This window comes from Paraflavitalea pollutisoli (assembly GCF_029360705.1).
Lineage (GTDB): Bacteria > Bacteroidota > Bacteroidia > Chitinophagales > Chitinophagaceae > Paraflavitalea > Paraflavitalea pollutisoli.
In genome coordinates this window covers 3,892,548-3,911,201 of sequence record NZ_JARKMX010000008.1, presented here as the reverse complement: position 1 = coordinate 3,911,201, position 18,654 = coordinate 3,892,548, and the positions used below count along the sequence as shown (strand labels likewise).

Annotated in this window: 13 protein-coding genes; 6 read left to right on the top strand and 7 right to left on the bottom strand. The window is 51.3% G+C overall.

Annotation, left to right across the window (positions count from 1 at the left end; translation table 11 throughout):
* Positions 1-24: 24 nt before the first annotated feature.
* On the bottom strand, positions 25-627 hold the full coding sequence (locus P2W70_RS29240; RefSeq protein WP_276485123.1) for an RNA polymerase sigma-70 factor: 603 nt from the start codon (positions 625-627) through the stop codon (positions 25-27).
* Positions 628-963: 336 nt separating this feature from the next.
* Here P2W70_RS29240 and P2W70_RS29235 point away from each other — a divergent pair, with 336 nt between their 5' ends.
* The 5 genes from P2W70_RS29235 (at position 964) to P2W70_RS29215 (ending at position 9,419) form a co-directional block, all read left to right on the top strand.
* Positions 964-2,421, top strand: coding sequence for an MFS transporter (locus tag P2W70_RS29235; protein ID WP_276485122.1), 1,458 nt, complete (start codon positions 964-966; stop codon positions 2,419-2,421).
* Between the two features lie 235 nt (positions 2,422-2,656).
* Positions 2,657-4,321 carry a tetratricopeptide repeat protein gene (locus P2W70_RS29230; protein ID WP_276485121.1) on the top strand — a complete coding sequence of 555 codons (1,665 nt, stop codon included), beginning with the start codon at positions 2,657-2,659 and terminating at the stop codon, positions 4,319-4,321.
* Positions 4,322-4,562: 241 nt separating this feature from the next.
* Positions 4,563-7,271 (top strand): TonB-dependent receptor, encoded by a 2,709-nt coding sequence (locus tag P2W70_RS29225; RefSeq protein ID WP_276485120.1) that lies wholly within the window; start codon positions 4,563-4,565, stop codon positions 7,269-7,271.
* 39 nt (positions 7,272-7,310) lie between these two features.
* Complete coding sequence (locus P2W70_RS29220) at positions 7,311-8,339, top strand: hypothetical protein (protein WP_276485119.1); 1,029 nt, start codon at positions 7,311-7,313, stop codon at positions 8,337-8,339.
* Positions 8,340-8,363: 24 nt separating this feature from the next.
* Positions 8,364-9,419 (top strand): phytase, encoded by a 1,056-nt coding sequence (locus tag P2W70_RS29215; protein ID WP_276485118.1) that lies wholly within the window; start codon positions 8,364-8,366, stop codon positions 9,417-9,419.
* Positions 9,420-9,494: 75 nt separating this feature from the next.
* Here P2W70_RS29215 and P2W70_RS29210 read toward each other — a convergent pair whose 3' ends face one another.
* From P2W70_RS29210 to P2W70_RS29200, 3 genes are all read right to left on the bottom strand, one after another.
* Positions 9,495-10,178 carry an NUMOD4 domain-containing protein gene (locus P2W70_RS29210; RefSeq protein WP_276485117.1) on the bottom strand — a complete coding sequence of 228 codons (684 nt, stop codon included), beginning with the start codon at positions 10,176-10,178 and terminating at the stop codon, positions 9,495-9,497.
* Positions 10,179-10,347: 169 nt separating this feature from the next.
* Positions 10,348-10,806: a VOC family protein gene (locus P2W70_RS29205; RefSeq protein ID WP_276485116.1), complete on the bottom strand. Its 459-nt coding sequence runs from the start codon at positions 10,804-10,806 to the stop codon at positions 10,348-10,350.
* Positions 10,807-10,906: 100 nt separating this feature from the next.
* Positions 10,907-11,089 (bottom strand): hypothetical protein, encoded by a 183-nt coding sequence (locus P2W70_RS29200; RefSeq protein WP_276485115.1) that lies wholly within the window; start codon positions 11,087-11,089, stop codon positions 10,907-10,909.
* A gap of 127 nt (positions 11,090-11,216) precedes the next feature.
* On the opposite strand from P2W70_RS29200, the gene P2W70_RS29195 reads away from it, so the two are divergent.
* Positions 11,217-12,113 carry an aldo/keto reductase gene (locus P2W70_RS29195; RefSeq protein ID WP_276485114.1) on the top strand — a complete coding sequence of 299 codons (897 nt, stop codon included), beginning with the start codon at positions 11,217-11,219 and terminating at the stop codon, positions 12,111-12,113.
* Positions 12,114-12,223: 110 nt separating this feature from the next.
* Here P2W70_RS29195 and P2W70_RS29190 read toward each other — a convergent pair whose 3' ends face one another.
* From P2W70_RS29190 to P2W70_RS29180, 3 genes are all read right to left on the bottom strand, one after another.
* Positions 12,224-13,597, bottom strand: a complete 1,374-nt coding sequence (locus tag P2W70_RS29190; RefSeq protein WP_276485113.1) for an amidohydrolase family protein — start codon at positions 13,595-13,597, stop codon at positions 12,224-12,226.
* A 103-nt stretch (positions 13,598-13,700) separates the two neighbouring features.
* A complete protein-coding gene (locus P2W70_RS29185) occupies positions 13,701-17,336 on the bottom strand; it encodes a DUF7948 domain-containing protein (protein WP_276485112.1) in 3,636 nt (1,211 codons plus the stop codon).
* A 130-nt stretch (positions 17,337-17,466) separates the two neighbouring features.
* Positions 17,467-18,561 carry a PorP/SprF family type IX secretion system membrane protein gene (locus tag P2W70_RS29180; protein WP_276485111.1) on the bottom strand — a complete coding sequence of 365 codons (1,095 nt, stop codon included), beginning with the start codon at positions 18,559-18,561 and terminating at the stop codon, positions 17,467-17,469.
* Positions 18,562-18,654: the final 93 nt, after the last annotated feature.

Genomic DNA, 18,654 nt, shown 5'->3' with positions numbered 1-18,654 from the left:
GGCAGTGGGGGATTATACGGGGGCTCAGGAGTGCGCGTCCAGCAGAAAACGTGTAAAAGCCCCGATGGCCGTATTGAGCAGGATGAAGTCCCGCAGGTGCAGGCGCATAAATTTAAGAGACTGAGTTACATGGTATTGAACCGCTTTTTCGGAAAGGTTCATCGATTGGGCGATCTCCTTCACCGAACGGTGTTCATAGCGGCTGAGGCGGAAGATCTCCTGTGTTTTTTGTGGAAGTTTTTTGATGGTGTTGTCGATGGCAACACTCAATTCCTGTAACAAAAGCTTTGATTCAGAAGCGCTTTCGTCTACCTGTAGCTGGTCCCTGATAAACTGCGAATAGCGTTCGCGCAATATTTTGGAGCGTATATAATCAATGACCTGGTAGCGGACGGCAGTATGCAGATAGGCGTCCAGTTTGCCGATTTGAGCCTGTTCCCGTTTGGCCCAAAGGCTGATGAAGATATTCTGTACCAGCTCTTCCGCCACTTCTTTCGAACGCACTTTGCGGAAGGCTGCGAGGTAAACCGACTCACTATGCCGCTTATAAATCTCTTCCAGGGCGACTCCGTCACCTGTCTTAAGCAATTTAAGCAGCAGCTCGTCGTCAAAAACTTTGTAATCCATATGGTTGGGCAATGCAGTAGTTTCGAATCGTATGTACAAGGTAAATGAAAAAAATGAAAATAACCAAGAACCGTTTTAGTCGCCCACTACTAACGGACCAGTTATCCGCATATGCATACGTTTGCATAAGTTGTACAGATTTATGCTGCGCATGGCTGGCCGCTGGCAGCCGGATCCAATAAATGACTGTCTGAAAAAGGCAGGCACTTATTTTGCATTACGAAGTGGCAGCCCTGGTGGCTTGTCAGGCTGCTTGCCCATGAAAAGCGTCTGTGTTTAAACAGCGTACGGACGCGTTGTTGTATTTTTGGTCATTGTATAGAACGGATAATCGCTATGGATGTAAGGCCGAAGAACGAATTGACCGAGCAGGAAGTACAAGCCGGTTTAAAATTGGGAATGACCGAAGGGTTGGCCACCGAATCGATGACTACCCTGATCGGCGGTGCCTTTCTGGTAGCCATGGCCCTGTTGCTGGGAGCCAATAACCTGCAGATCGGTATATTAGCTGCCCTACCCACCTTTACCAATATCTTCCAGTTGTTTTCCATCTGGTTGGTACAGCGGTACAATAACCGGCGCGCCATCAGCGTCACCTGCTCCCTGCTCGCCCGCTTTCCCCTCGTCATAGTAGGGGTATTACCGTTTTTTGCCGAAGGGTCGATCCGGTTGCTCATCATTTTTCTTTTCTTCTACTATTTTTTTGCTTCCATTGCCGGGCTTAGCTGGAACTCATGGATGAAAGACCTGGTTCCCGAAAAGCAATTGGGTACTTATTTCTCCCGGCGCAGCGGCAACATGCAAATATTGAATGTCGTACTGAGCCTTTGCCTGGCCTTTCTCATCGACTATATAAAAGATAACTACCCGTTTTATGAGCTCACCACCTATTCGGTGATGTTTATCATCGCGGGGTGCATGGGCATCTTTGGTGCGTTTGTGCTGTCCAAAGTACCGGAACCTACCTTCTTCATGCCACGCGAAAATATCTTTCGCATGTTCAAGCGCCCCTTGCAGGATGGTAATTTCCGCAAGCTGCTGCTCTTCAACTCGGCCTGGGTATTTGCCCTGAACATTGCGATCCCGTTTTTTACAGTGTACATGCTCAAGCACCTCAACCTGTCAATGACTTACGTCATCGGACTGACAGTCGTGAGCCAGCTCGCCAGTATACTCACGATCCGGATGTGGGGCCGTTTTTCGGACAGGTACAGCAACAAGACCATTCTCGCTATTGCCGCACCGGTATATATTCTCTGTATCATCGGCTGGTGCTTCGTGGGTATCTATTCGCGGTTTGCCGTTAACCTCGGGCTGCTGGTACTCATTCATATTTTCACGGGTATCGCTACAGCCGGCATCAACTTGTCGCTGACCAATATTGGGCTCAAACTGGCGCCTCGGGAACATTCCATCATCTACCTGTCGACCAAAAATATCATCACGGCCGTATTCTCCTCGCTGGCGCCGTTGGTGGGTGGTATCCTCGCCGATTATTTTGGTGATCGTGCCTTGATCATCAACGCCGAATGGACAGGCCCCCGGTCCGAAAAAATATTGCACCTCGTGTCACTCCATGATATGAACTTCCTGTTCCTTATTGGCGCCGTGCTAGCCTTTATCTCACTCGAGTTCCTGCTGCGTGTAAAAGAGGTAGGGGAGGTGGAAAGGGATGTGGTGGTACGCATCATGCGCAGCAGCATCAAGAACAATCTCAAAGAGAACTTCCTCATCGGTAGCCTGATCTCCTGGCACGATCAGCTATGGGGCCTTTTCAGAAAGAAACCACAGTAACCATTCTCCGGTGTAGGTGTTGACGCACAACAGGCAAACTAATAGCACCAGTAAACGACTTTTCACCGATGCCAACTCCGGGTACATTTCACGGAATGAATGCGTACGCATCACCGACAGGAGGTATATGCCGGGATGACCTCGTCGTTCATGCAGCCCCGTGTACAGGGTATTATCTTTGTGTTAAGGAATCGTAAAGCTGCATAGCCGGGCTTACTTTAGCGCCCTGAATTGTATGGTGACTATGTATGCTGCCCGTATTTATCGCCCGGTGCTCCCTCCCTTACTGTCGACAGTGATGTTATTGATGGGCGTACTGCCGTTGAAAGCACAACAGCAACAATGGTTGTTTACGTTGGAACATACACAGCAATTAGCCAGTCGTCAACCCGACTCTGCGTACATCGTGCTCAAAGACCTGGTAGTACTAGCTCGCGAAAAGAACGATCCGCTCGTGGAAGGGATTTGTCTGCAGCAGATCGGCCAGGTTTTTTATAATTACAGTAATTTCGCTCAGTCGGTCGACCACCTGCTGCAAGCTGAAAAGATATTCCGTTCCATCAACGAACTGAACCGGCTGGCCACCACGCTGAATTACCTGGGTACCGTGTACTATTCCAACAAACAGGTAGCATTGGCAGGCCAGCAATTTGCCGAAGCACTGCAGATCAATATAGAACGGAAGGATATCAAAGGCCAGGGCCTGACCTATGGCAATATGGGGCACTGGTACGAGAAAAAACTGCTGTACGATACGGCTTATCAATACCAGCAGAAGGCACTGGGGCTCTATCACCAGTTGAGCGATAGCGCCGGGATGGCCAAGATTTTCGAGAACATGGGCAGTATCCTGGAAGACAGGGCCCGCTATGACTCTGCCCGCCTTTGTTTTGAAAAGGCTCTGTCCATCAATCGCCAAAGCAACAACTCCATTGCACAGATCGAGATCCTCAACAACCTGGGCGACGTAGATCGCAAAACGGGGCACTACCGGGAAGGATTGGTGCTGACCCGCCAGGCTTTGCAACTGGCCGCGCAAACCCAATCGCAATACCAGCTGGCCAGTGCCTGCCGGGACATGGCCCGTGGCTTTGAGCTCCTCCAGCAATTCGATAGCGCCTATATATATAATGAACAGTCACGCAGCCTGATCGAAAAGATCTATGCAGCGGCCAACAACCAGCAGATCGCGTTCCTGGAAACGGTCTTTGAAGTGGAGAAGAAGAACAGTGAACTGGTCAGCCTGACCTCGCAAAAGCGGATCAATGTGATCCTGGCCATCGCGGCGGCGCTCGTGGTGGCCCTGTTGGTGGTGTTGGGCGTAGTCGTGATCAGCCGGCAGCGTCTGCGTATCCACAATGAAAAAGCGCTCAATGAGCAAAACAAAGATATCTATGAAAAGAGCCGGGAGCTGATGCAGGCGGAGCTGAAGAACAAGCAGCTGGAAGAAGAAAAGCTGAAAACGACCCTGGAGGTGCGTAGCAACGAACTCTCGGCCCATACCCTACACCTGGTACAGAAGAACCAGTTACTCGAAGAATTGCGCAGCAAACTGCAGGAGATCGTCGACGACGAAAAGAGAGACCAGAAAAAACAGATCCGGCAACTGGTCCAGAAGATCAGCCTCAATTTCAGTCAGGATAATTATTGGGATGATTTTCGCGCCATTTTCGACCAGGTACACCAGACCTTTTTTACCAACCTGAAGCAACATGCCGACAACCTCACCCCCGCCGAATTGAGGTTGGTGGCCCTGCTGCGGATGAACCTCAGTTCGGGTGATATAGCCACCCTGTTGGGCATCTCGCAGGATAGTTTACGAGTTGCCCGTTATCGCCTCAAGAAGAAACTGAATCTGGGTGAAGGCGAGTCGCTCACCGCATTTATTCAGGGATTGTAAGAGCAGCTTGCAGCCGGTAATATCCGGGCATAACATGGTGGTAATACTGGGGTAACAATTCCTTAATGGCTGTTTAGTGAGTGTTCAACTTATTGAAGATGATATATTTAAGGGGCGGTGTAACGGTGTTGTTGCCCCTTTGTTCACGCGGTTTGAAGGCTTGTAGCCGTTTTGTTCACGCCGGTTTTTTCCATTCGGGCCGGTCAGCGATCAAATTTGCGCATCGAACAAAAATCAATTTATGACAACCAAATGGATCGCCTGCTGCTTACTGTTTTTACTTCCAGGATTTGCCTGGGCACAGCAGGCTATTGTAAAAGGAAGCATCAGAGATGCCGTCAATAATGAAGTACTCACAGGTGCCACTATCAGCCTCAAGGGTACCAACAATGTGACAGCCACCGACGTCAATGGAGAATTCCTGCTGTATGCCGGTACCGGCGAACGGCAACTGGTGGTGCGCTACCTGGGCTATCGCGACACGACCATTAGCCTCGACCTTAAACCCAACGAATCCCGCGTACTCCGCATCGAGCTGTTGAGCAGCTATGCCCGGCTGAGTAGCGTACTCGTGATGGGGGCATTGCAGGGACAGGCCAAAGCCCTCAACCAGCAAAAGAATGCCGACAATATCAAGAACATTGTCGCCTCCGACCAGATCGGTCGTTTTCCCGATCCCAATGCGGCAGAAGCCCTGCAACGGGTGCCCGGCGTCAACATCGAACGTGACCAGGGCGAAGGTCGCTATGTATTTGTTCGGGGCCTCGCTCCCCAGTTCACCAACGTCAGTGTGAACGGCGAACAGATCCCCTCGCCCGAAGCTGATGTGCGCTTCGTGGCGCTCGACGCCATCCCAGCCGACCAATTGGCCTCTATTGAAGTCAGTAAATCGCTGACACCCGATATGGACGGTGATGCCGTGGGTGGATCGGTCAACCTGATCACCCGTACGGCGCAGTCAAGCAGGCCGCGCATCAATGCCTCCGTAGCCGGGGGATACAACGACCTCATGCGCAAAGGCAATATCCAGGGCCAGCTGCAATACGGCCAGCGCCTGGGCAAGCAGGAAAAATTTGGTATGCTCTTCAACAGTAGCTACTACCACAACGACCTGGGTTCCGATAACCTCGAGCGTTCTCCGCAAGACAATGAAGTAGAACTGCGCGATTATCAGCTCACCCGCACGCGCCTCGGCCTCAGTACCACGCTCGATTACAAATTCAATCCTCGCCACGAGATCTACCTGCGTGGTTTGTACAGCCGCTTTACCGATCGCGAATGGAGAAGACGGTACGTGTTCAAACCGGAAGAAGAGGAGATCGAGAAAGGCACCAAGGATCGTTTCGAAGCCCAATCGATTACAACGATCAACCTGGGTGCCAAACATAATTTCCGTGCTTTCTACCTCAATTATGAAGCGCAGTATTCCAGTGGCCGGCAGAATACGCCCTACGACAATGAAGTGACTTTCGTAGCAGGCATCCCTTCCACCCTGGGTTACAACAATCCCAAGTATCCCGATATCACCGCCACCAACTTCACCGATAACAAGGAGTATGAATTGGATGAAGCCGGTTTTGGTCATACCCTGGCCAAAGACCGCAACCTGACCGCCAAGTTCGAGATCGGTATTCCTTATAAATGGAGTAACAACAGCGGCCTCATCAAGCTGGGTGGTAAGCTGCGCAGCAAGAAAAAGAGCTATGGTATTACGCAAGACTATTATTCTCCAATTGCAGATGTACCTACACTCGATGCATTTGAAGAAGATCCCATCAAGAAATCCTTTCTGGGTGGTCGCTACAACCTGGGTAAGCCGTTGAATGTAAGTTCCTTTATCAGGTACTTCAATGCGAACCCGTCGGAGTTTGAATCTTCTCCCGAAGACAAAGCCATCGACGAAGCACTCGAGGCGTATGACGCAGAAGAAAATGTATATGCAGCCTTCGCGATGGCAAGGCAGCAATTCAATAAACTGATGGTACTGGCCGGTGTACGTTATGAGCGGACGAAAGTGACCTACAACTCCAAAGACGTAGTGATCAATGGCGAAGGCGACCTCGAAGGCATCGTGCCGGTATCAGATGGCTCTTCCTACGAATTCTTCCTGCCACAGGCAAGCGTACGTTACCAGCTCAGCCGCTATACCAACCTGCGCGCTGCTGCTACCTTCTCGTATGCCCGTCCCAACTTCAGCGAGATCATTCCTGCCCAGGAGATCAACCAGGAAGACAAGGTGGCTACAGCGGGTAACCCCGACCTGAAACCTGTAGGCGCTTTCAACCTCGACCTGCTGGCTGAGCATTACTTTGGTAATGTAGGCGTATTGTCGGGTGGGTTCTTCTACAAGCGCCTCAACAACTTCATCTATCGCCGTGTATTGTTCAACAGCCCTTATCCCCTGACCGGTACCCCCATGATCGATGAGATCGATGTGGTGCAGGCCCAGAATGGCAACAAGGCCAATGTAGCCGGGTTTGAAGTGGCCTTCCAAAACAACCTCAGCTTTTTGCCCGGGGCGTTCAAATACCTGAGCCTCTACGCTAACTATACCTACGCGCACTCTACAGCTACCCTGCAAAGCCGTACCGCTACAGAAAGCAACCCCAATGCGGTGGACAAGCTGCGTCTTCCTGGCCAGGCAGCGCATGTGGGCAATATCTCCCTCGCGTTTGAAAGAAAGAAGTTCAACGCACGCGTATCCTTCAACTTCAATGGTGAATACCTGAGTGAAGTAGGTGGTACGAGTGATGATGACATCTTCGTCAAGAACAGGATCCAGACCGACTTCAGCGCTGGTTACGCGATCAACACACACTGGCGCGTATTTGCCGAGGTGATGAACCTCACCAACCAGCCATTTGAAAGGTATATGGCCAACAAAGATCAATTGATCCAGCGCGAGTACTACCGTCAATGGGGCCGCTTTGGTGTCAAATTCGATTGGTAACAGCAAGCCTCATTCTTATTACCCTTACAAATTATGATGATGAAAAGATCATGGTTATACATCATGCTGGCCGCATTCTTCGCGCCAGCCTGTGATAAAGAAAATGATGACCTGGTGACACCCTTGTCGGCCAATGCATTTCCCCAGATAGTGGTGTTCGATGATGAAGGCGATGGTGGACTGGAAGATGAAGATGCATTCAGTTTCAAGCTCACCCTGCTCGACCGCAACGACAGCACCGGCAAAGAACCGGCAGGCAGGATCATTCCGCTGAAAGAAGCAGTGACTGTCAACTTCAAGGTAATCGATTTCCAAGGTTTCAGCAAGATAGCCGACTATATCAAAGCCGTAAAGGCCTTGTACGAAATCGATGATTGTACCACTTCAGAAGACAAAGGCATCGATGTACCGGTACAGTTTGATGTCACCACCGGAATCGGATCGGTTAGTTTTCCGGCCGGCGTAGAAGAGGTAGAAGTGGAGTTTGAAGTAGATGAAGACCTGTTCGACGACAAGTTGTTCAACACCAAAAAGCGGGAGCTGACTTTCCAGCTGACTGGTATTACCGGCAACAATACGCAGGTGCAGGCCAATAAAACAGCGGCATTTAATTACTCCATTCAGGATGATGAAGGCATTTATGGTGAATGGGAAGTAGACCATAAGAATGCAGCAGAATTCGCCCGCTTCAAGGCGCTCTTCGGCCTGGTGAATGAGGACATCAAAAACCTGCAGGCATCGGAGGTGGATGAGATCGCGGTAGAGTTTGAATATGGCGAAGTGAAGGTAGTGGTCAAACTTGTTGAAGAAGAAGACGTAGAGGAGTGTGGTTCCGTGGAAAGGAAGAACAAGGAGATCGAGATCGAAGCATCGATTGAAGACCTGACAGATGACGAGCTGGAAGGCGATGTGGAGTTTGGTGAAAAACTTGAACTGGACAATAGCTCCATCGCCGAGTTTGTCTACAAGGGCACTTTCAAGGTCACCGGTAAAAAACTGGTTATCGTTCTGAAAGGGGAGCTCGACGACGAAGAGACCTCCAAAGTCACCCTCACACTTGAAAAATAATTATCTAAACATTACTTTACAGACATGCGCATTTTGGCTACGATTGTTTTATTGAGTGTATACATGACCTATACTGCCTGCTCCGGACCCGGTCGCGGACAGCAGTCAACCGCTGATATCATCAAGCCGGTCATCATTACCGATACCACGCAACACGACACCGATGATCCGGCAATCTGGGTCAATCCCGCCAACCCGGCCGAAAGCCTCGTGCTGGGTACGGATAAAGACCAGGATGGCGCTTTGTATGTGTTTGACCTGCAAGGCAGGATAATAAAAGATAAAGTGGTGCGCAACCTGCAACGACCCAATAACGTGGATGTTGAGTACGGACTGGTATTACAAGGCAAACCGACCGATATCGCCGTGGTGACGGAGCGCTTCACGCATAAGCTGCGGATCTATTCGGTGCCCGATATGCGGCCGGTAGATGGGGGCGGACTGCCTGTATTTGAAGGCGAAACAAAACCTGAATACCGCGACCTGATGGGCATTGCGCTGTACAAAGACAAAGCCGGAAAGATCTATGCTATCGTGGGCAGAAAGACCGGGCCTACCAACGGATCCTATCTCTGGCAGTACCTGCTGGAAGACGATGGGCGCGGGGTGGTAAAGGCTACGCTCGTACGTAAGTTTGGTATTTTTAGTGGTAAAAAGGAGATCGAGTCGATCGTCGTGGATGACGCCCTCGGTTACGTCTACTACTCCGACGAAAGATACGGTGTACGCAAGTACTACGCCGACCCGGCCAAAGGCAACGAAGAGCTGGCCAGTTTTGCCCGCAAAGGATTCCGCCAGGACCATGAAGGTATTTCCATCTATCCTACTTCCGATTCCACCGGATACATCCTGGTATCGGACCAGCAACGGAACCACTTCCACCTGTTCACCCGGGAAGGGAGCGCCGGCAATCCGCACCAGCATGCCTTCGTGAAGCAGGTACACCTGGCAACGCTCGAAAGCGATGGTTCGGACGTGGTGGCGGTGCCGCTCAATGCAACCTTTAAAAAGGGACTATTTGTGGCGATGAGTACCGATAAAACCTTCCATTACTATCGCTGGGAAGACCTGATGCCGTAAACCGGGTTCTTCTTGCTACTCAATAGAAAGGGCGTCCATGCGGACGCCCTTTTGTATGCAGGGGTGATGCGTTGTCTAGGCTTGATTTACATACTTCCATTTGAAGCCGTTCCACTGTGAATAGACTCCCTTGGCTACCTGGATGATCTCCTTTTCGCCGATGCCGGTTTGGCGGGAAGCCTCACTGACACTCTCGTACTTGGCGATCAGTTTGCCGCGGTTGGTGTATTGCTTGATCGGCTTGCGACGAGTATAGCCGCCATAGGTCTTCGGCCATTTGGAGCGGTCGGCGATCTTCAGGTAGCTGTCCTGGCGGTCGCGGGTAAATACGCGTTTTTGCTTTTCGCTCTTGGTGACGAGTTGCAGGTTGGTTACTTTATTGTTGTAACCATTGCCATCCTTATTGATCACATACAGGCCGTCTTTCTGGTAATTGATCTTTTTATTGACGAATGTCATATAGATCAGGCGGCGGGTATTGAAGTAGTGTTGTACTCCATCCAGGCTGAGCGATACCCGCAGGTCGATCATCGGGTCGCCGGTCTTGATATTGTTGTTTTCGGCGATCGACTGGCTGAGGATCCTGCCGCTTACGTATTGCTGGCCAAGGCGGGCATGGATAATCGTGCGGTCGAGTGATTTGATACGTCCATAGCTGGAGGCCTGGTAGATGCCTTCAAAGCCGGGGATGTCTTTCCAAACTTCGTTTTTCAGGTTTTTTATGGACTTATTCTGATAATGATACTTTTTCTCGGGCATAGGTAGTCAGCTTAGGTTATACATTTAAACAGTGCTCCTAATTTACCGGCTACCCGACTGGTAACGTTCCGTAGTATTACTTATTTTTTCACGAAGCGCTTGTAGTTAGTTGTTTTTTGTCCTAGATCAATTTTTTAAGGCTGTCCGATAGGGTTATACCTACAAGTTTTCACTTATCATTGTTGATCTCGATCCAATATCCGTCCGGATCCTGAAAATAGATCTGCTTTACACCATCTACCCGGTTGGTAACGGTTTTGGGTTCACCGTTCCAGTTACCCCAGGCTACTTTTGCCTTGTTGAGCCGCTCTATGACATCCTCGATACTGGGCACACTAAAGCAGAGATGCGTGCCCTTCGCGGGTATGATGATACCGTCATCGTATTGAATGAGGTGCAGGTGGCTATGGGCGGCAATGCTGAACCAGGTATGCTTTCCGTCATGAAAAGGCTCGGGAATCGTATCCAGTTGAATGATCTTACTGTAGAAATCCGTACTCCTGGCAAGGTTTTTTACGGATAGTGCCAGGTGGTTCAGGGTAGGTTTGCGGGTTTGGGCTGCTACCATACCGGTGGTGGCGGTGAGGAGCAGCATAGCAAGCAGGCTGGTCGTAATGATCTTTTTCATGCTTCAAGATACTACAAAAATAAGATCGGGATACTACCTGGTACCCCGATCCCGATAACACCTGAAATAACCCTAATAAACCCTGTGTAAACCAAAGTGCTTATTGATAAGCCAGTTTTTTATGATGGGTAGTGGCAAAGTAGACCGCGGCACTGGCCGACAGAAACGCCACTACGGTAAAGATCGCCGATGGATAATGTTGACCGATGCTAAACAGATGATAACCGAAAAATCCGGCAACGATAGCTATGAAAGGCATCAGGATGGTTAAAAGCGTTTTCATAATTGTATATTTAATGTTTTTGGATGCTGTTCGCTGTTTTGTATAGTTAAGACCACCAGCAAGGCATGTCGTTTACTAATGAAATCATAATGTCGGTTGTTATCAACGAGTTAAAACTATTTCTACCATGAACTATCATATACTGGGAAAGTCTACGCTGGAAGTCAGTGCTATTGCGTTTGGAGCCATGTCGCTGGGCACCGATGACGATGTCAACGCTTCCTTGATCCACCGCGCCATCGAGGCAGGCATCAATTATTTCGATACCGCCGATGTGTACCAAAATGGATACAATGAATCCACTTTGGGTAAAGCGATCGCCGGTAAAAGAAAAGATGTGCTGATCGCAACCAAAGCAGGCAATGTAGTGCGGCCGGACGGCAAAGGCTTCGACTGGAATCCGACCAAAGAACATATCCTGGCCGCTTGCGAGGCCAGCCTGCAACGCCTGGGTACCGATTTCATCGACCTGTACCAGTTGCACGGCGGTACCATCGAAGACAATATCGACGAGACCATCGAAGCGTTCGAGCTGTTGCAGCAGCAAGGTAAGATCCGCTACTACGGTATTTCTTCCATCAGGCCCAATGTGATCCGGGAGTATGTGGAGCGATCCAACATCGCCAGTGTCATGATGCAATACAGCCTGCTCGACCGCAGGCCCGAAGAAGACAGCTTAACCATGCTCAAAAACAACGAGGTGAGTGTACTGGCCAGAGGCAGTGTCGCCAAAGGATTGCTGATCGATAAACCGGCTTCTGCTTATCTCAACTATTCCGCTGCAGAAGTCGCCCGGGCAGCCCAGGCTGTACAATCGGTCACCACACCCTTGCGCGGCGCCACACAGGTAGCCTTGCGTTTTGTATTGCAACAACCCGGTGTTACCGCAGCCGTGGTGGGCATCCGTACCCAGGAGCAGTTGGAGGAAGCCATCAAGACCATCGAATCCCCTATTCTGTCGGTGGAAGAACTGGAGGTATTGCGCGCGGCGATACCGGCCAATACCTATGACCAGCACCGGTAGGCAGGATGATACAGCGCGGCCCGGGGCACACCGGATATCCCCGGGCATGCACAATAGAAAGCGGGTGTACCAACGAACTGTTGATACACCCGCTTGTAGATTATAAAGTACTAGTTTGTTTTTTCTGTCGCCAGGCGCGCAAGTTCCGTATCGATATAAGATTGGCTGAGCCAGCGACCCGCCAGTACGACACCGGCAATATCCTGGCTGGCCTCGATCCGTTGCAAAGGATTGCTGTTGAGCAACAACAGATCGGCCCGCGCACCAGGTTTGATCACACCCGCATTGTTGTCCTGGAAAAAACGGGCAGGGTTTACGGTACCGGTACGCAATGCTTCATACGGCGTAAGACCCGCTTTCACCATAAAGCTGAGCTCATGATGCAGGGAGAATCCCGGCACATCGAAGATCTGAGGCGCATCCGAACCCAGTAGCAAACCAACGCCCTGCTGCTGGCAGGCCTTGATGAGTTGGCGGCGCAAAGCCACATACTGTTCTACTTCTGCGGCTACATAACGCGGGTCTTTTTGTAAGCTCTTCTTGGCATTGATCCAGCCAGTCAATGTATTGGGCTGCATATAGACCATCTCCGGTTCCCGGCCAAGTGCTTCGGGTGTTTGTGCGGGCGATATCCATCTTTCTGCCAATGATTGGGTGGGTACCACCCATACTCGTTTTTCCCGCAGTGCTTTGGTTAGCCGCGGTAGCTTCGTCGTGTCGGCCTTCTTGGCAATGAACACACCAAACAGACCCACCTCTTTTTCAGATATGTTTTCGATGCCCGGTACCAGCCCTTCCACAAATCCATCCATATGATCGATCGACGCATAACCCGCTTCGATGGCGCGCCATACGCCCACCCCATACGATACGTGACCCGCGAAAGGGATCTTCACTTCACGCGCCGTTTTTACAATGATATTGAAGTTCTCCAGCGTAAGGCCGGGATGTAGTTTCAGGAAGTCGTACCCGGCAGCTTGTTGTTCCCGCACCATGCGTGCAGCCGTGGCCGGGTCGGCGGCGGTTTGCCCGTTGATGGACGGGCCAGAAGTATACAGGCGTGGCCCGATGATCTCGCCACTTTGCAGTTTGCTGCGTAACTCCAGGTGACGCGGGTGGCCCAGCATACCACGGATCGTTGTTACCCCTTTCAGGGCAAACAGCAATACCACCTTTTTCATCGGTGCAATATCGTCGATCGGCGGCACGTGGGCGTGCATTTCCGTGAGGCCGGGCAGCAGGAATTTGCCAGTGCCATCGATCACCGTAGCATTGGCGCTGTAGCGTATCGTGCGGGCATCACCCACTAAACTGATCTTGCCATCTTTTACCACCACCGTCTGGTTGGGCAACACCTGTTCTTTGTCCATCGGGATGATCGTCACATTCCGGATAACGATCTCCTGTTGGCGGGAGTCGGGCAGGGGCTGCGCCCAGGCAGGCCAGGCGGCAACGAGCAGGCAAACGATCAGTAAGGATCTCATAGTTGGTATTTACTACAATGTAAGCCAAATTCAGGAGCAGGGAGTTGCCATTGGTCAAATACGGTGGATAGCGGGCCAGTGTGCACTTCCCCGCTGCAGCAGTTTACCGTATCAGCGTGATGTCGCCGGTTCGCTTGAGGTGCTTGCCATCCGTGAAGACCACTTCCAGGGTATAGGAGTATACATCCATGGGTTGTAGTTTGCCCTGGAAAGTACCGTCCCAGCCGCTACTGCGGTTGGCCGTCTCAAATACCTTCTGACCCCACCGGTTGAAGATACGCCAGGTCATTTTGTCGATGCCGAAGCCAGCGACCTTCACGATGCTGGAGCGGTTGCCCCTGCCTGGGGTAAAGGCATTGGGCACATCGAGCAATGGATCGATGAGTGCCTCTACCACGAGGGTAGCCGTATCGGTACAATCATATTCGTTGAAGGCGACCAGGTGTACGGTATAGTGGCCGGTAGCATTGTACTGATGTTGTACAGTCGTCAGCCTGTCGTTGGTCACCAGCATATCCCCATCGCCAAAGATCCATTTGTACTTCACCGCATTTTGCGAGGTGTTGAAGAAAGAGGTTGGTTTGTTGGTCTCCGGTATTTTGGGAGTGGCGGTAAAGCCAGCCGTAGGCTTGGGGTTCACGACGATCGTAAAGTCGAAGGTGTCGCGTTTGTTACAGGTATTCGAATCCTCTACGATGAGCCGGATATTGTAACTGCGGATGGCAGTATAGAGATGCGTAGGGCTCATCTCGTGCGAAGTGGTTCCATCACCAAAATCCCAGGTATAGTCATGCCCGCCGAGTGAGGTATTGTTGAAATAGGCATCATAGGGAGCGCAACCCATGCGTGGCGTCTCCACCCTGGCTTCTACATTGGCCACTACACCCAGTTTGAGTGGCTTCCAGTCGCCCTGGTTGCAGTAGTTCGTATCCAGCAGGATCAGGCGTACCGGGTAAGTACCGGGCGCCAGGTATTGGTGTGTAACCGGTGCCGTGCCCGTGGGGGTAATGGGCGTATTGTCGCCAAAATCCCAGGCAAAGCTGTTGGGGCCAAAAGGTTTACCCGGTGGCGGCGGATGCGTGGAAGTATTGGTAAACAGGAAGGCCAGCGATTCACACGGACCATCCTTCAAGGCCGTGAAGTCGATATGCGCAGGATCATCCCGCACACGGATGGTTACATACGCCGTATCCCGCTCATTGCAGGTGCTGGGATCGATGGCGATCAACCTTACCCGGTATGTGCCTACTGCGCCGAAGGTATAGCTGGCATCGAAGGTGGCCGTGTTGAGGTCGTTGACACCATCTCCGTTGAAATCCCATTCGTACGAAGTGGCATTGCGTACCGTGTCTTTGAATTGAACGGTGAAAGGCACACAGCCCATCGTGTCGGGCAGGTTATTGAAATAAGACTTGGGGCCCGAGGCCACACCGGCAAAGTTGAAAGCGATCTTGATGGCGGCCAGGTTACATTCCCGGCTGCCATTGACGGGGCCCCATACGCCCGGTGTAGTCGGGAAGGATTGGCTGATATTGTAATCGCGCGATCCGCCGCAGTTGGCGCACACCGCCTGATATATCGCTCCCTGCTCATCATAACGGCTGGTACCACCATCGACGTGCTCTCCAAATCCACCCGTCTGTCCAAAATAACTTCCATACAGTAAACCCTCTGCATCTTTCTTGATCACGATGAAATAGAAGTCACGGTTGTCGGTCGTTTTCTTGATGGCATCCGGGGTGATGGGCATATTGGCAATGCCATCCATATTGGCACTGTTGGGGTTGGGTACCAGCCAGCCGCCCCATCCGGATATATACACGTTTTCGCAACGGTCTACAAGGAAGGCTACGGGCGAAATATTGGGCTTGGCCGATCCATTGCCAAATACAGTAGAATAGATGAAGCCCGACAGATCAGGCTGCAGCTTCGCGATGAACTGTTTTGAATTGGCGATTTTATAATTGGCATTGATCACGGGCCAGGCACCTTCCGTGACGCCCATGATATAAGGAATATTGTGCCGGTCGAATTTTAGCCCATACACCGCATCAAACGAACCGGTACCCATATAAGTCGTGTTGATGAGCGTAGTACCATCATTGGAGATGCGCGATACAAAACCATCGGTACCCCCTTTTTGGAAAGCAGCCTGGTATACACCGGGCTTGTTGGCCGGCAGCAGGTCTTCGCTCGTAGTAGCGCCGCCTACATAGATGTCCTCGTTGGCCGGGTTGATGGCAATCACAAAAGCGCCATCCGTACCACTGCCGCCCAGGTAACTGCACCAGGTGATATCCGTACAGCTGGGGTTGATCTTGATGATCGTGCCATCCTGCCCGCCGCGGTTGTTGATCTGAAATGCACCCGTGGTAACCGGCATGCCATCATTCGTGCCCGACGATTGGGATTGTGCCGCTACATAAATGTTATTGGCTCTGTCGAGGATCACTTCACTACGCGAATCATCACCGTAAAAGCGAAAAGTGGCATTGGGCGACATCGAGGCACCCAGCTGGTCTTTGATATTGACGCCATCATTACCAGTGCCACCAATGCGCAGCGAACCGATCAGGGCGGTACCGCCAGCATTGAGCTTGGTAACGGCAATATCCGATCCGCCCCCTTTGCCTTTCAGGGTGCCCGGGTAGTTGCTGGAAAAAGTTTTGCCCATAATGACCAGGTTGCCTTGTGGATCACACATCAGGCTATGGGGATAGTCGTTTCCATTGCCACCCAGGTAGGTGGCGTACATGCGTTGGCCATTGGGCGAGAATTTGAAGATGCCCATATCCACGCCTTTACCGCTGCCCGAGCCACCCTGGAAATCCACCTGGTAAGCACCCGTGGTAACAGGAAAGCCTTTGTCGAATACGATGCCGCCAGAGAAGAGGGAGCCATCTGGACCAGGTGTGGCCGTATAACCATACTGGTCAGCGGCACTGCCGGTAAAAGAGCAGAAGACCAGTGTGGGGTCGATGACCAGTGTGCTGTTCTTCGCATAAGCACCTACCTGAAAGCGGATGGTGTTGCCGGATAGCCGGTACGCACAGGCTACTTCTTTCTTCCCTTCTTCCATACTGAACGAATAAGAATAGGGATACAGTTCTTTCAGGTCGCCTACAGAGGTGCGGATGATCAGTTCCTCATTTTTTACCAGCAGCTTGTCTACGCCTTCATAGTTCATGGCGATTTGTGATGGATCGCCCCCGGGACGTACCACCAGGTCGTACTTCAGCTGCCCGTTGTCGGAGTAATAACGGATATCGATATGGGGATAAATGTCTTTATAGACCACTGCCTGGTATACCGGTACGTTGGTGGCCCATTGTGCGGGATCATTGCCAATAAAATAGCTGACCTGGGTGGGTACCTGTTTTTCAGGAATGGCCAGGGCCTGTTCATTGGCACCCAGGAATTGTACCCGGTAGGCATGCGACCGGATAGCAGTGGGGTTGGCCGGTGGAGGCGTGGGCCGGCTGTTGGGCCCCCGGTCGGGGCGTCCGCGGCCATGGGCGGCGTCTTCTCCTACGTGGTTGCGGTCGAAGAAAAAGGAAAGATCATCGCCATTGTGTTGTACCACGGTAAAGCCATTCTGCTGCAGGAAAAAAGCGCCGGTCGAAAGCGTACTCTTGAAGCGTACCTGTGGCTCCCACTGTCCTTTGTTTTCCGTAAACTCAAAGGAAGCCGCACCGCCCTGCGCCATCAGTTGCAGGGTAGCGAGAAGGATGGGAATCACTATAAGCTTTTTCCAGTCCAAGTGGCAATGCTTTAATAGTACACAAAAGAATAACCAATGGCGGGTGCTACCAGCCGTTGATCAAACTATTTGGATAGATCCTGAAACGCCGAATGTTGTGTACGATCCGTTAGAACGTGGGACAAAGCGATTGACGCTTGTCGCCATTGTATTCATCATAAAAGCCCCGGTGTGTCAGCGCAAATTCATACGCACCCCGGCTGCCATTATATTGTTTTAGAGAGGAAGTAGTTGCATCGTAAGTGAATGTAAGCCGAATATTTTTGTATTCAAAGCCGATCATCGGAACAAAGGCATCTCCGGCCCGGTAATACAGCCCGCCCAATACCTGCATGGCACCACCTTCGCCCGACAAATTGTATTGAGCATAGCCGCCTGCCACCAGTTCGTTGGACTTGGCCTGCATGCTGTAATAAGCCATGGGATTGATGATCACATCGTCTGTTACCTTCAGGCTGGCATTGACAAAGCCATTGTAGCGGGGAGAGATCCTGGAGTCATAACCCGTAGGGTCGGTATTGAAAAAAGATTCACGTGGGCGGTTGATGTGCATGGCACTGAGCCCACCATTGATATAGATCTTGTCGGAAGGGAAGAACGCATAGTTCACCCCCAACTGTACATCGAAGTAATTAATATTGGTAGCTTCCGGTATCCCGTCCGACGGGAAGTTGGAGTCGAAGAATTTACCGTCAAACTGATCGGGAAACTTGAGCGCAGCCACATTGATGCGTTTGTTGGCCCAGCCCACATTGAAGCCGGCGGAGATCAAATGTGCAATACCGAGCATCTGGTGATAAGCTGCCGAAGCATAGATCTTGGTTGAGGTCAACTGGCTGGAGCCGGCAACATCACGCAAAATGACACCTCCCAAGCCCAGCCAGCCACTTTCGATGCGGTCGCGGAATACCTGGGCATCGCCCCAAATGCTCATCGTTTTATAAGGTACCGTCATCACAGTAGACCACTGGTTACGGTAATTGGCGCCCAGGCGGTAGTCGGCATCCGGAATAAACCCGGTATTGGCCGGATTGGTCAGCAATGGGGTATTGAACCATTGTGAGAAGTGCAAATCCTGTCCGTGTGCCGTTCGGGCAAAACTTAACCCGCACAACACAAAAAGCAGGGCAGTCCGTAAATAAAATGAAGGAGCCCCGGCAGATTTCTCCGCTACTTCCTGGTGCATCTCACATTGGTCACACATAGTCGTAATTTTTATATATCGAATCCCTGATAGCTGGGCGAAGGCTGTTATCTAATATACGTTTTTATCGGCGGTCGCGGTTGGCTTACCTAC